The following is a 12,191-nucleotide window of genomic DNA, read 5'->3' as shown; positions in this document are numbered from 1 at the left end:
ATTATTTTAGGCTAAACTCACCACAAAAATTCATAAGGAGAAAAAATGAGTTTGTATGATAGAAACTACGCTAAGCAAAATCAAGAAGAGCTTGCGTATTCTCAAAGCTCACTAAGCACTTTTATAAAACAAACTTATCAACTTTTTGCAGCATCACTACTTTCAGCTACTGCTGGCGCTTATGTAGGCATTAGCATCGCTGGCGTTTTTGCGGCAAATAGATTTTTGTTTTGGGGACTTGTGATACTTGAGTTTGTGTTGCTTTTTGGTCTAATGGCGGCTAAACGTAAAGAGGGATTAAATTTAATACTTCTTTTTGCATTTACATTTGTAAGTGGTCTTACGCTAACTCCACTACTTTCAGCGATCCTTGCTATGCCAAGTGGCGCTAGTATCGTGGCCCAAGCATTTGGTTTGACAACAGTTGCATTTGGTGCATTAAGCGTCTTTGCGATGAATACAAAACGCGACTTTACAACGATGGGCAAGATGCTATTTATAACTTTGATAGTTATCGTTGTAGCAGCGATCATCAACATTTTCGTTAAAAGCACGATGTTTCAACTTGTAATCGCAAGTATTTCATCGATCTTATTTAGTGCTTACATACTTTTTGATACACAAAATATCATCCGTGGCAACTACGAGACACCAGTTGAAGGTGCAGTTGCTTTGTATCTTGATTTTGTAAATTTATTTACATCATTACTACAAATTTTAGGCATTTTTAATAGAAATGACTAATGACGAGCGCATCTACCGAGTGATAGATGCGAATCTAAATAGGCTAAAAGAAGGGCTTCGCGTCGTTGAAGATATAAAAAGATATGTCTTTGATGACGCCAAGCTCGCCTATAAGATAAAGTCCCTCCGCCACAAGGCAAAGATCCCACAAAAAGAATTTTTAAAATTTAGAAATTCGCAAAATGATGTTTTAAAAACCAGCACAAAAAGCGAGCAGACAAGGTCAAATTTAGATGAGATCATCACTGCAAATTTCAAGCGTGCTCAGGAGAGCGCTCGCGTGCTTGAAGAGTGCTTTAAGCTGATAAATTTAGAGCGAGCCGAGCTTTTTAAAAGCATAAGATACGAGCTTTATGAGCTTGAAAAAGAACTTTAACTAAAAATTTAAATCTTTTCTTGTATAATCGCAAACTATTTAAAAAATTTAAAGGAAATTTCGTGAGTTTAATATTTTTAATCTTACAATTTGTTCTAGCTGTCGTTATCACGATCGCAGTTTTACTCCAAAAGAGCTCATCTATCGGTCTTGGAGCATACAGTGGAAGCAACGAGAGCCTTTTTGGAGCAAAAGGACCAGCTGGATTTTTAGCTAAATTTACCTTTGTGGTAGGCGTTTTGTTTATCCTAAACACACTTGCGCTTGGATATTTTTACAATAAAGATCTAAAACGCTCTATCGTTGATAGCGTCGATAGCAAATCTCTAGTCATACCAAAATCAAACGACGTGCCAGCAGCTCCTAGCGCACCACAAAATCCAGCAAAATAACAATGATAAAAACGTTTTTAGCGTCACTTTTGACGCTAACGTTTGCTTTGGCAGACGCTCACATTCTAGTTTATCACCGCTTTGACGAGCCAAGGCACGCTAGCACGGATATTTCTATTCAAAATTTAAGAGAGCAGTTTGAATACTTTAAAAACAATGGCTTCGAAGTTGTCAAGCTATCAAGGCTTGTCGATGCGGTAAATGCTGGCGAACCGATCCCTGATAACTGGATCGTTATCACCGTTGATGATGGATACAAAAGCTTTTACAATAACGCTCTTGAGCTTTTTAAAGAGTATAACTACCCATTTGCTTTGATGGTCTATGTAGAGGCAAGCGCGAACAAATATGGTGATTATCTAGACTTTGATCAGATCAAAGAGCTAGAAGCTTACGGAGAGATCGGCTATCACTCATACGCTCATCCAAGGATGACTAAACTTAGCGATGAGGCCTTAAGAGAGGACTTTCAAAAGGGCGTTGAGACCTTTGAAAAGCACATGGGCTATAAGCCAAAATACTTCGCAGTGCCTTACGGTGAGATCGATAGCAGGGTCGTCTCTTTGGCAAAAGAATTTGGCTTTTTAGCACTTTTAAATCAAAACTCAGGCGCAGTTTCAGATAAAAGCGACGTTTATGATCTTTACAGAACGCCAGTGATGAACGGCACAAAGATAGCACTAACTTTTAATAGCAAATTTTTAAATGCTCAGTGGATATTTCCAGAGGGCTATCCGCAAAACAATGCGATCGACAAGCTCATCATCAAAACCGACACAAACGCAAGCGAGGGCAGTTTTTTCATGACTGGCTTTGATGGCTTTAGAAAAGTACCTATGACAAATGGCGTTTTTGAGTGTAAATTTAACCCACCACTTAATGAACGCAAAGTGTTAATGTCGCTAAAAGTAGATCATCACAGAAGTACAAAACTTCTAATAAAGGACACCAATGCTAAATAAAATTTACGATACCCAAAAAGAGGGTTGCGAAAAGGCGATCGCTTCACTAAAGCGCGATTTTACAACACTTAGAACTGGCAAGGTAAATATCAACATCCTAGATAACGTCATGGTTGATTACTACGGCTCGCCAACTCCGCTTAACCAAGTAGCCACCGTGCTAACAAGCGACGCTTCGACTATCGCTATCACGCCTTGGGAAAAGAGCATGATAAAAGCGATCTCATCAGCCATCCAAGCTGCAAATATCGGCGTCAATCCAAACAGCGACGGCGAGAGCGTTAAGCTATTTTTCCCACCAATGACCGTCGAGCAACGCCAAGAAAATGCAAAACACGCAAAAGCTATGGGCGAAAAGGCAAAAGTTAGCATCAGAAACGTGAGAAAAGATGCAAACGACGAGGTCAAAAAGCTTGAAAAAGACAAAGCTATAACTGAAGACGAGAGCAAAAAAGGTCAAGATGAGGTTCAAAAGATAACTGACACCTACACCGCAAAGATCGACACTCTTGTAAAAGAGAAAGAAGCCGAGCTTTTAAAAGTATAAATTTCATTTAGAAATTTGCGCCTTTGCAAATTTCTAAACCCCCATTTTAGCCATGTAAAGTGGCTAAATTTCATCCTTTAAAGGACGACCTTGCACATCATCACCGAGCTAAAAGCCGCATTTGCTGATAAAAAAATTTTGCTTCTTACCATTTTGACGTTTAGTCTAGCTACCATTTTTCTTAGCCTCAGCCAGATAGTGGATGAGTATAGAGGTTTTTGGCTACTTGAGCCGCTACTTTTGGTCGCTATCTACCTAAATAAAAGGCAAATTTTACTCCCTTTATACTTTTTGATATTTGGAGCTAGCCTTTACTTTTTTGGCCTTAAGCTAAGCGGTCATGCCAGCGATCTTGTGGCACTTTATATCATGGCTTTTGTGCTTTTATTCTCTTTAAATTTTGCCAAAGATAATGAGGAATTTATAAGCCAGAGCCTGGCAAGACTATTAAATTTACTCATCTCATTTGCCATTTTTCATCTATTTTTTCTTGGCATTTTGGCTGTTTTCGCAGGGCTTAATTACCTTTTTGGGCTGGAGCTCTTAACCAGCCACAGGACGCAAAGGCTCTACTTGACGCTGGTCTCTTTTGGTCTGCCTTGTCTATTTATCTTTTTTGAGAGCAAATTTAGCGAGTACAGGCTCTTAAATTTCATCAAGATCACCATAAATTTCATCCTAAATCCTCTACTCATCATCTATGTGGCGTTACTAAATTTATACTGCATTTATAGGCTTGTTTTGCTTGAGCTGCCCCGTGGCGGAGTGGCCTACATCGTGCTTACCTGCTTGATCGCTGGCTTTGTTTTAAGAGGGCTAAATTTACTCATCAAAAGCCAAATTTATGATCAAATTTTTAAGCTCTTGCCACTTTTTGTCATCTTGCCTAGCATTTTGCTTTGGTGGGGCGTCATGCACAGAGTCGGCGAGTACGGCCTAAGCGAGCCTAGGATATATCTCATCGCCTGTGTGATATTTGCAAATTTGAGCTATTTTGTGATGATATTTTTTAGGGATTTCCCTTATAAATTTCTAGCATTTTTGATGGTATTTGGTATATTTTTCACCCATTTTGTCCTTGATACGAAGCTGCTTACCATAAATTCTCAAAAAGAGCTTTTGTTAAGAGAGCTAAGGTCGCTAAATTTGCTTGGTAGCGATGGCACGCTAAGTGGCGACGTGAGTAAGATAGGCGAAGAGAAGCTTTACTTTTTGCAAGATAAATTTGACTATCTCGTAGAAAACGGCGATAAATTTGCACTAGAAAATAAAAAATTTATATCAAATTTAGAGAGTATCTCGGAGAAAAAGTGGCAGGTATTTAGCATTAACTCAGGCAACATCGGTATAAACGTCAAAGAGGCGACCATAAAAAGCGTAGTTTCAAGCAGCGTAAATGGCGATGAGCTCGTTATGCAGCTAGATAATGAAAGCGTTAGCATAAATATGCAAAAGCACCTAGAAAAGGCGCTTGCGAGTTTAAATTTAAAGCCAGACGGCGACTTTGGTGCTGAGGTATTTGAGCAGTTAAAAGAGCAGCTTTTGATCCTTGAAGTAGGCAAAAGGGTCTTTGTTCTGCGTTCTATGGAAATCGTGCAAGAAAACGGAGTTTATAAATTTTACGATGCAAGCGTGCTTTTTTATATGGAGGATGCGCAGCTAAAATAGCGAGCCCTGCGTGAGTTTTGGCTTTATGACAAAGCTTTTTCTATGAAAGTCTGAGTAGCCAAATTTAGCTATGGCATCTATGTGCGACTTCGTGCCATATCCCTTGTGCCCTGCAAAGCCGTATGCGGGGTAAATTTGGTCCCAGCCACTCATCAAGCGGTCACGGCTCACTTTGGCTAGGATGCTAGCTGCACTTACCCCAGCTACCTTGCCGTCGGCCTTTATCATCGTTGTTATACCAACGCCGTAGTCTAAATTTCCATCGTAAATGATCTCAAAGCCCTCAAAATGCGCCTTAAAAAGCTTGAGCGCTCGCCTTAGGCACTCACTTAGCCCCAGCTCGTCTATCTGGACGTTTGAGAAGTAGACGATGAGGAAATTTGAGCTTTTTGTGATCTTGCAAAATAGCTCCTCGCGCTTTTTTGCCGTTAGCTTTTTGGAGTCGTTTAGGCCAGAAATTTCACTATTTAGCACGCAAGCAGCAACGCTTAGTGGCCCAGCCAACGCCCCACGCCCAGCCTCATCGATACCGCAAATTTTAGCCATTACAGCCCGACTTCATCGCTAAAGTAAGGTCTTAGCTCCTCAAGTGGGACGCTGATTTGCTCCTCGTTTAAAAATGTAAGGCCAAGCGGCGAAAGCACGAAGTTGTCGCTCACGCCAGCGGTTGCTAGGACTGCTTTTAGATGTTCGTTATTCATATCTTTAAAAATTTGCTTTAGCTTTAGCTTTTTGTTTGTTGCAAGCGAGATCACCTCGCAGTTTGTTTTTTCGTTTTTATAGGTGCAAACACTCTTGATCTTGTCGTTGATATAGTAGATATCTTTTAGGCTCTCATACTGGTTGTTTGGCCATTTTTTGCGCTCGCTTTTTAGGTCGTAAAACTCTGCAAGAAGCTTGTTTTTGTATTTTTTGGCTGAGTCTTTAGCGAAGATGTCGTTAGTGATCGCCTCATATCTCGTGCCGTTTGACTCGGTCATTTGTATGCCGATATTTAGGATCTCATACTCTTTTTCTTCTTTTACTGTGGCGTTGTAGGCTTTGTTTTTGACGATTATCTTGCCTTTTAGCTCGCCATTTTCGTTTTTAACATCTAAATTTATCTTGTCTGAGACTGCATTTAGCGATGAAATTTCACTGCCATTTTGCTCAAAAGAGCCCTTTTCATAGTCATATTTAGCGCCGTCAAAAAAGATGTGACCGCTTATCTTAGGCGGGACTTTAAAGCTCTTGCTTTGTTTGAAATTTTCAAATTCATCTTTAAAATAGTTCATATAAACTTCGAATTTCACACCATTTGCATCGCCACTAAATTTATAAAATTTAGCCCAGTTTTCGTGGTTTATCTCGTAGCCAAAAAGGCTTACAGCGATGAATAAGATCCCAAAAAATGCTCTCATGTCCGTCCTTTATAGTTTTTTTGATTATAACTATTTTATCTATAGGCTTTTAAAATGATAAACAAACAAAGGGTGTAAATTTACAAACCAAGGCTCCACCTAGAAAATGGCAAGATCTCGCATTTTATCCCTTCCACGCTTTGCTCGGCTTGGTTTGTGACGCTGATGATTTGAAGCTTACTAACACCCAGCTCTTTTAGGCTTGCGTGTAGTTTTTTAAATTTCAAAAAGACGATCTCAGGCGCAGAAAAGGGTACGCAGATGATCGCAAGCTTTCTTTTAGTAAGGAAAAAGTCAATCTCTTTTGTATAGTAAATTTCATCTTTAAATTTAAGTAGCTCACAAAAAACGACATTTGCAAAGACAGCCAAAAAGTCTTTTTTCAGGCACAAAGCGTTGCGAAGAGCGAAATTTGTAAAGTAAATTTTCTTACTCGTGCTACTCTCATCTAAATTTGGCACAAACTCCACGTATCCACTCTCATTTAGCAAATTTATCACGCCATAAACGCTATCTTTTGAAATTTTCATCTGCTCTTTTAGATTTTTATAAATCCCAAAGGTGCTTATGGTGTCGTGGCACTTTGTTGCGCACTCTTTTAGGATGGCGATGCTTTGCTCGTTTAAATTTGCTCTTAAGAGCTGCTGCAAGTGAGCTGTGACCTCGCTGGAGTCCAAAAAGGCGCTTGCTATCTCGTTGCCATGGGCTAAAAAGTAGCTAAAAAGCAGGTCTTGGTCCAAATTTTTCTTAAAAAATAGTATAAATTCCTCGTAGTCAAGGTAGTTTAAATTTATGCGTGCAAAGCCATCAAGCGAGAGTGAAAATTCCTTGCTTGTAAGGATGATGTTTTCAAGTGTGAGCCCATTTAAAAAGTCTAAATTTACAAGATCAGCGCCTTGTAAATTTTCAACTGCGAGCACCTTTATCTGGCTGTTTTTTTCTAAAAACTCTTTTAAATTTGCTAAAAGCGAGGCTCTATCTATCCTTATATCGTCTAAATTTATATAAAGCCTCTCCTCGCTTTTATAATGGCTCAAAAACTCATAAACAAGGGCTGTTTTTCCACTTGAAATAGCGCCAATGATGAGTGTCTTTGGCGGGATGATCTCATATTTTCTGGGGATAAATTTAGCATTTTTAATGGGTGCTTGATAGAGCGTTTCTAAACTTTTCAAATTTAACCTTTTTGGCTTTTTGAAATTATAGCCACTTCCTTTTAAAAAGGAAAATATCGCCTAAAATTTTAAAAATTTAGAGGTAAGAAATAATTTTTCATACTAAAAATTTATAAAAATTTAAAAAATAAAACCTCTATCAACAAGATACTTTCCTTATTAAAAGGAAATAATTAATCAAAATTCAACAAAAAATAGCGTTTTTATTGACAACTATAATAGCTTTTTTGTAAAATCGCAGTCTCTTTACGAAAGACCTATGTCTTGCTCGTACGATCGCTTGATCCTATGCGAGTTATTTTGATGTAAAGAGGTCGCGAGTTTGCGACAAGTTCTTTTTAAAGGAAAACACATGGAAAGAATCAGGTTAAAGCTAAAAGCTTACGACCATAGAGTTCTAGACCGCACTGTTGCAGCAATCGTAGAAGCTGTCAAACGAACAGGTGCCGACGTTCGTGGCCCGGTACCAATGCCTACAAAGATCAAACGCTATACAGTCTTAAAATCTCCACACATCAACAAAGACTCACGTGAGCAGTTTGAGATGAGAATACACGCTCGTATGCTTGACATCGTAGCTGCTACTCCAGAAACTGTAGATAGCCTAACAAAACTCGACCTAGCTCCAGAAGTTAATGTCGAAGTTCGTGCGATGAAGTAAGCAGACAAAAGGATAAGAGTATGGAATATATTGTAGAAAAAATAGGCATGAGTAGAACGATTGCCACGAAGAGTACGCCAGTTACACTACTTAAGCTAGTTGAGGCTAAAGTATGTGAGATCGACGAAAACAAACGTGCTATCGTAGCGTATGCCCACACTAAAGCAAACAACAAAGCTATCGCTGGTCAGCAAAAGAAATACAATCTGACTGCAGAATTTAACAAATTTGCTACGCTTGAAGTAGCTAATAGCGAAGTTGGAAACCTAGACTTTACACCATTAAATGAGGCTAAAATTTTAAAAGTTAGCTTTAACTCAAAAGGTAGAGGCTACCAAGGTGTGGTAAAAAGACATGGTTTCGGTGGTGGTCCAAAAAGCCACGGCTCACGTTTCCACAGACGCCACGGTTCAATTGGTAACTGCGAATGGCCAGGTCGTGTTCAACCAGGTATGAAAATGGCAGGACACATGGGCAATGAGAAAGTTACTGTTAAAAACGAGCTAATAAGCTTTGACGCTCAAAATGGCATCGTAGTTGTAAAAGGTTGCGTTCCTGGTCACAATGGTGCAATGGGTAAAATAAGGATTGTAAAATGAGTAAAATTCACGTATTAAACGATAAATTTGAAAATTCAGGCGAGTTAGAGCTTCCTGCAAGCTACGCTGAAGTAAATCCGCACAACCTATATCTTTATGTAAAATCTTACCTTGCTGGTATAAGAGCAAATTCGGCTCATACTAAAAGCCGTGCTTTTGTAAGCGGCGGTGGTAAAAAACCATGGAGACAAAAAGGACGTGGTGGTGCAAGAGCAGGTTCAACTAGAACTAACGTTTGGGTGGGCGGTGCAGTTGCATTTGGTCCAACAAACGAGAAAAACTATTTTCAAAAAGTCAATAAAAAACAAAAAAGACTAGCTCTTGAGTACGCTTTGGCAGCAAAAGCACAAGATGGTAAAATTTTCGCAGTAGATAGCATCTCAATCGAGTCTGGAAAGACAAAAGATGCAGCTAATATCATCAAAAATTTAAAAGTAAAAGATGCACTTATCGTTAAAGATTTACTAGACGATAAAACACTACTTGCTTTTAGAAATTTAGCAAACTGCTATGTAGTAGATGCAAATGAGGTAAATGCTTATCTTGTCTCTACATTTAGTTCGGTTATTATTGAAAAAGCTGCACTAAAAACTATAACAAAAGAGGGCTAAAATGGCGGATATAACTGATATCAAAACAATTATTTATACAGAAAAAACTCTAGGCCTTCAAGAACAAGGCGTTGTTGTTATCCAAACTTCACCAAGAGTTACAAAAAACAGCTTAAAAGCGGTTTTGCAAGAGTATTTTGGAGTAACGCCTGTTCGCGTAAATTCACTTAGAATTAGCGGCAAGGTTAAGCGTTTTAGAGGAAGAGCAGGCCAACGTGACGAGATAAAGAAATTCTACGTTAAGTTACCTGAAGGCGTAAGCCTAGAAAATACGGAGGCGTAAGATGGCTATAAAATCATATAAACCATATACACCTAGTCGTAGATATATGACTGGACTAAGCTCTGAAGATATAACAGCTAAACCAAGCGTTAGAAGCTTGCTTGTTAAACTACCTGCATCTGGCGGTAGAAATAACAATGGTCGTATAACTTCAAGACATAAAGAAGCAGGTGCAAAAAAACTTTATCGTATCATCGACTTTAAACGTCGCAAATTTGGTATAGAAGGTAAAGTTGAAGCGATCGAGTACGATCCAAACAGAAACTGCCGTATCGCTCTTATAGCTTACAAAGATGGCGAAAAGCGCTACATCATTAGACCAAACGGCCTAAATGTTGGCGACGTTATCGCATCTATTGATGAGGGCTCACTAGATATTAAACCAGGCAACGCTATGAAATTAAGATTTATCCCAGTTGGTACTATCGTTCATAACGTAGAGCTAAAACCTGGCAAAGGCGCTCAGATAGCTCGTTCAGCTGGCGGTTATGCTCAGCTAATGGGTAAAGAAGAGAAGTACGTTATCTTAAGAATGCCAAGTGGCGAGATGAGACAGGTACTAGCTGAGTGTATGGCAAGTATCGGTGTAGTTGGCAACGAAGACTGGGCTAACATCACTATCGGTAAAGCCGGACGTAATCGCTACCGCGGTATCCGCCCACAAACACGTGGTTCTGCTATGAACCCAGTTGATCACCCACACGGCGGTGGTGAAGGTAAGAAAAATTCAGGCCGTCACCCAGTTACTCCATGGGGTAAACCAACTAAAGGTGCTAAGACTCGCCGTAAAAAAGCTAGCGATAAGCTTATAATTTCAAGAAGGAAAGGAAAATAGAGATGGCAAGATCACTCAAAAAAGGTCCTTTCGTAGATGATCATGTAATGAAAAAAGTTATTGCCGCAAAAAATGCAAACGATAACAAACCAATCAAGACTTGGTCAAGACGTAGCACGATTGTACCTGAAATGATTGGACTAACATTTAACGTTCATAATGGCAAGAGCTTTATTCCTGTATATGTTACAGAAAATCATATAGGCTATAAACTTGGCGAATTTGCTCCAACACGCACATTTAAGGGTCACAAAGGCTCAGTGCAAAAGAAAATCGGCAAGTAAGGGGAGATAATATGAGTAAAGCAATTATAAAATTCGTAAGACTTTCTCCTACAAAAGCAAGACTTATAGCAAGAGAAGTTCAAGGTATGAATGCCGAGCTAGCACTTGCAAGCTTGCAGTTTATGCCAAATCGTGGTGCTAAATTTATAGCAAACGCTATTAGCTCAGCAGTAGCAAATGGCGGATTTGAACCAGAAGAGGTTGTAGTAACTAGTTGCCGCGTTGATGCTGGTCCTGTATTAAAGAGATTTAGACCAAGAGCAAGAGGAACAGCGAGCAAAATTCGCAAACCTACTTCTCATGTAATGGTAGAAGTATCTAAACCTGAAAAGAAGGAAGCATAATATGGGACAAAAAGTAAATCCAATAGGTCTTAGACTAGGAATTAACCGCAACTGGGAATCTAGATGGTTTCCAACCAAACAAAGTCTTCCTGAAAATATCGGTGAAGATTATAAAATTCGTGCATTTTTAAAGAAAAAACTTTACTATGCAGGAATTAGCCAAATTTTAATCGAAAGAACGGCTAAAAAACTTCGTGTAACCGTAGTTGCTGCTCGTCCTGGTATCATCATCGGCAAAAAAGGCCAAGATGTTGAAAACCTAAAGAATGAAGTTAGCAAACTTATCGGTAAAGAAGTAAATGTAAATATCAAAGAAGAAAGAAAAGCTCAAGCTTCAGCTCAACTTGCTGCTGAAAACGTAGCTATGCAACTTGAAAAGCGTGTCGCATTTAGACGTGCTATGAAAAAAGTTATCCAAGGTGCTCAAAAATCAGGCGCTAAAGGTATCAAAATTTCAGTTGCTGGTCGTTTAGGTGGCGCTGAGATGGCAAGAACCGAGTGGTATCTAGAAGGTCGCGTTCCGCTTCATACTCTTAGAGCGAAGATCGATTACGGTGTAGCTGAGGCTCATACAACTTATGGAAACATAGGTATTAAAGTATGGATTTTTAAAGGTGAGGTTCTTCAAAAAGGTGTTCAACCTGAGAAAACTGAAGAAGAAGCACCTAAGAAAACACGTAGAGCAAGAAGAGGTAAATAATTATGTTGATGCCTAAAAGAACGAAATTTCGTAAGCAAATGAAAGGTCGCAACCGTGGTTATGCGACTCGTGGAGCATCTTTAGCAACTGGCGAATTTGCACTTAAAGCTGTTGAAGCTGGTAGAGTAAATTCACGCCAAATAGAAGCTGCTCGTCAAGCTCTAACTCGTCACGTAAAGAGACAGGCTAAAATTTGGATTAGGGTTTTCCCTGATAAGCCACTTACTAAAAAACCTCTACAAACTCGTATGGGTAAAGGTAAGGCTGGAGTTGAAGAGTGGGTTATGAACATTAAACCTGGTCGTATAATATTTGAAATGGCTGGTGTTGACGAAGAGTTGGCTCGTGAAGCTTTAACTTTGGCTCTACACAAACTTCCTTTCAAATCAAAATTTGTAACGCGAGAGAGTGAAAATGAAATATACTGAGTTAAAAGATAAGAGCGTTGCAGAATTAAACGCGTTGCTAAAAGAGAAAAAGGTGCTTTTATTTACATTGAGACAAAAGCTAAAAACTATGCAGTTAAGCAACCCTAATGAGATTAGTGCTGTTCGCAAAGAGATAGCTCAGATCAACACTGCAATTAGTGCAACAAGACAAGGGGCGTAAA

Annotated in this window: 19 protein-coding genes; 16 read left to right on the top strand and 3 right to left on the bottom strand. The window is 39.2% G+C overall.

Features of this window, described 5'->3' with window-relative positions; all coding sequences use genetic code 11:
* Positions 1–45 precede the first annotated feature (45 nt).
* The 6 genes from MTT29_RS06185 to MTT29_RS06160 all read left to right on the top strand — a co-directional run bounded on the left by MTT29_RS06185 (position 46) and on the right by MTT29_RS06160 (position 4,689).
* Positions 46–744 carry a Bax inhibitor-1/YccA family protein gene (locus tag MTT29_RS06185; RefSeq protein ID WP_002941542.1) on the top strand — a complete coding sequence of 233 codons (699 nt, stop codon included), beginning with the start codon at positions 46–48 and terminating at the stop codon, positions 742–744.
* Positions 737–1,120, top strand: coding sequence for a thiamine-phosphate pyrophosphorylase (locus tag MTT29_RS06180; protein ID WP_103607283.1), 384 nt, complete (start codon positions 737–739; stop codon positions 1,118–1,120). The genes MTT29_RS06185 and MTT29_RS06180 overlap by 8 nt, the downstream gene beginning before the upstream one ends.
* A gap of 62 nt (positions 1,121–1,182) precedes the next feature.
* A complete protein-coding gene (gene secG / locus MTT29_RS06175) occupies positions 1,183–1,512 on the top strand; it encodes a preprotein translocase subunit SecG (RefSeq protein ID WP_002941549.1) in 330 nt (109 codons plus the stop codon).
* Between the two features lie 2 nt (positions 1,513–1,514).
* Positions 1,515–2,474, top strand: coding sequence for a polysaccharide deacetylase family protein (locus tag MTT29_RS06170; protein ID WP_429800074.1), 960 nt, complete (start codon positions 1,515–1,517; stop codon positions 2,472–2,474).
* Positions 2,464–3,021, top strand: a complete 558-nt coding sequence (gene frr / locus MTT29_RS06165) for a ribosome recycling factor (RefSeq protein ID WP_021087228.1) — start codon at positions 2,464–2,466, stop codon at positions 3,019–3,021. The genes MTT29_RS06170 and frr overlap by 11 nt, the downstream gene beginning before the upstream one ends.
* A gap of 90 nt (positions 3,022–3,111) precedes the next feature.
* Positions 3,112–4,689, top strand: a complete 1,578-nt coding sequence (locus MTT29_RS06160) for a DUF4153 domain-containing protein (RefSeq protein WP_429800073.1) — start codon at positions 3,112–3,114, stop codon at positions 4,687–4,689.
* Here MTT29_RS06160 and MTT29_RS06155 read toward each other — a convergent pair.
* The 3 genes from MTT29_RS06155 to MTT29_RS06145 form a co-directional block, all read right to left on the bottom strand.
* Positions 4,681–5,235, bottom strand: coding sequence for a ribonuclease HII (locus MTT29_RS06155; RefSeq protein WP_429800072.1), 555 nt, complete (start codon positions 5,233–5,235; stop codon positions 4,681–4,683). The genes MTT29_RS06160 and MTT29_RS06155 overlap by 9 nt on opposite strands.
* Entirely contained in the window at positions 5,235–6,089 is an 855-nt protein-coding gene (locus MTT29_RS06150; protein ID WP_429800071.1) for a hypothetical protein, read from the bottom strand. The genes MTT29_RS06155 and MTT29_RS06150 overlap by 1 nt, the downstream gene beginning before the upstream one ends.
* 80 nt (positions 6,090–6,169) lie before the next feature.
* The gene (locus MTT29_RS06145; RefSeq protein ID WP_429800070.1) at positions 6,170–7,264 is read right to left on the bottom strand and encodes an ATP-binding protein; all 1,095 of its coding nucleotides are present in this window, start codon (positions 7,262–7,264) and stop codon (positions 6,170–6,172) included.
* Between the two features lie 352 nt (positions 7,265–7,616).
* On the opposite strand from MTT29_RS06145, the gene rpsJ reads away from it, so the two are divergent.
* Genes rpsJ through rpmC form a run of 10 tightly spaced genes read left to right on the top strand, consistent with a single transcriptional unit; the run spans position 7,617 to position 12,190 of the window.
* Positions 7,617–7,925, top strand: coding sequence for a 30S ribosomal protein S10 (gene rpsJ / locus MTT29_RS06140; protein WP_009295257.1), 309 nt, complete (start codon positions 7,617–7,619; stop codon positions 7,923–7,925).
* 20 nt (positions 7,926–7,945) lie between these two features.
* Positions 7,946–8,524 (top strand): 50S ribosomal protein L3, encoded by a 579-nt coding sequence (gene rplC / locus MTT29_RS06135; RefSeq protein ID WP_002941563.1) that lies wholly within the window; start codon positions 7,946–7,948, stop codon positions 8,522–8,524.
* Positions 8,521–9,135: a 50S ribosomal protein L4 gene (gene rplD, locus MTT29_RS06130; protein ID WP_002941609.1), complete on the top strand. Its 615-nt coding sequence runs from the start codon at positions 8,521–8,523 to the stop codon at positions 9,133–9,135. The genes rplC and rplD overlap by 4 nt, the downstream gene beginning before the upstream one ends.
* A 1-nt stretch (position 9,136) precedes the next feature.
* Entirely contained in the window at positions 9,137–9,418 is a 282-nt protein-coding gene (locus MTT29_RS06125; protein ID WP_002941535.1) for a 50S ribosomal protein L23, read from the top strand.
* A gap of 1 nt (position 9,419) precedes the next feature.
* Positions 9,420–10,253, top strand: coding sequence for a 50S ribosomal protein L2 (rplB, locus tag MTT29_RS06120; protein ID WP_103567076.1), 834 nt, complete (start codon positions 9,420–9,422; stop codon positions 10,251–10,253).
* 2 nt (positions 10,254–10,255) lie between these two features.
* Entirely contained in the window at positions 10,256–10,537 is a 282-nt protein-coding gene (gene rpsS, locus MTT29_RS06115) for a 30S ribosomal protein S19 (RefSeq protein ID WP_002941639.1), read from the top strand.
* 11 nt (positions 10,538–10,548) lie between these two features.
* Positions 10,549–10,881: a 50S ribosomal protein L22 gene (gene rplV, locus MTT29_RS06110; RefSeq protein WP_009295259.1), complete on the top strand. Its 333-nt coding sequence runs from the start codon at positions 10,549–10,551 to the stop codon at positions 10,879–10,881.
* A gap of 1 nt (position 10,882) precedes the next feature.
* On the top strand, positions 10,883–11,581 hold the full coding sequence (gene rpsC, locus MTT29_RS06105; RefSeq protein WP_002941650.1) for a 30S ribosomal protein S3: 699 nt from the start codon (positions 10,883–10,885) through the stop codon (positions 11,579–11,581).
* A gap of 2 nt (positions 11,582–11,583) precedes the next feature.
* Complete coding sequence (gene rplP, locus MTT29_RS06100; RefSeq protein WP_002941572.1) at positions 11,584–12,009, top strand: 50S ribosomal protein L16; 426 nt, start codon at positions 11,584–11,586, stop codon at positions 12,007–12,009.
* Positions 11,996–12,190 (top strand): 50S ribosomal protein L29, encoded by a 195-nt coding sequence (gene rpmC / locus MTT29_RS06095; protein WP_002941625.1) that lies wholly within the window; start codon positions 11,996–11,998, stop codon positions 12,188–12,190. Before rplP ends, rpmC begins: the two co-directional genes overlap by 14 nt.
* The last annotated feature ends 1 nt before the right edge of the window (position 12,191 follow it).

Origin of the sequence: Campylobacter concisus, assembly GCF_050447485.1 — a bacterium.
GTDB classification, from domain to species: Bacteria; Campylobacterota; Campylobacteria; order Campylobacterales; family Campylobacteraceae; genus Campylobacter_A; species Campylobacter_A concisus_BQ.
The sequence above is the reverse complement of the archived record's forward strand: the minus strand, read 5'-3'. Positions and strand labels throughout refer to the sequence as shown.

Bases quoted from the DNA above. Each gene is read 5' to 3' on its own strand.
- MTT29_RS06185 (WP_002941542.1), top strand. From the start codon at position 46: ATGAGTTTGTATGATAGAAACTACGCTAAGCAAAATCAAGAAGAGCTT.
- MTT29_RS06180 (WP_103607283.1), top strand. From the start codon at position 737: ATGACTAATGACGAGCGCATCTACCGAGTGATAGATGCGAATCTAAAT.
- MTT29_RS06170 (WP_429800074.1), top strand. From the start codon at position 1,515: ATGATAAAAACGTTTTTAGCGTCACTTTTGACGCTAACGTTTGCTTTG.
- frr (WP_021087228.1), top strand. From the start codon at position 2,464: ATGCTAAATAAAATTTACGATACCCAAAAAGAGGGTTGCGAAAAGGCG.
- MTT29_RS06155 (WP_429800072.1), bottom strand. From the start codon at position 5,235: ATGGCTAAAATTTGCGGTATCGATGAGGCTGGGCGTGGGGCGTTGGCT.
- MTT29_RS06150 (WP_429800071.1), bottom strand. From the start codon at position 6,089: ATGAGAGCATTTTTTGGGATCTTATTCATCGCTGTAAGCCTTTTTGGC.
- rpsJ (WP_009295257.1), top strand. From the start codon at position 7,617: ATGGAAAGAATCAGGTTAAAGCTAAAAGCTTACGACCATAGAGTTCTA.
- rplC (WP_002941563.1), top strand. From the start codon at position 7,946: ATGGAATATATTGTAGAAAAAATAGGCATGAGTAGAACGATTGCCACG.
- rplD (WP_002941609.1), top strand. From the start codon at position 8,521: ATGAGTAAAATTCACGTATTAAACGATAAATTTGAAAATTCAGGCGAG.
- MTT29_RS06125 (WP_002941535.1), top strand. From the start codon at position 9,137: ATGGCGGATATAACTGATATCAAAACAATTATTTATACAGAAAAAACT.
- rplB (WP_103567076.1), top strand. From the start codon at position 9,420: ATGGCTATAAAATCATATAAACCATATACACCTAGTCGTAGATATATG.
- rpsS (WP_002941639.1), top strand. From the start codon at position 10,256: ATGGCAAGATCACTCAAAAAAGGTCCTTTCGTAGATGATCATGTAATG.
- rplV (WP_009295259.1), top strand. From the start codon at position 10,549: ATGAGTAAAGCAATTATAAAATTCGTAAGACTTTCTCCTACAAAAGCA.
- rpsC (WP_002941650.1), top strand. From the start codon at position 10,883: ATGGGACAAAAAGTAAATCCAATAGGTCTTAGACTAGGAATTAACCGC.
- rplP (WP_002941572.1), top strand. From the start codon at position 11,584: ATGTTGATGCCTAAAAGAACGAAATTTCGTAAGCAAATGAAAGGTCGC.
- rpmC (WP_002941625.1), top strand. From the start codon at position 11,996: ATGAAATATACTGAGTTAAAAGATAAGAGCGTTGCAGAATTAAACGCG.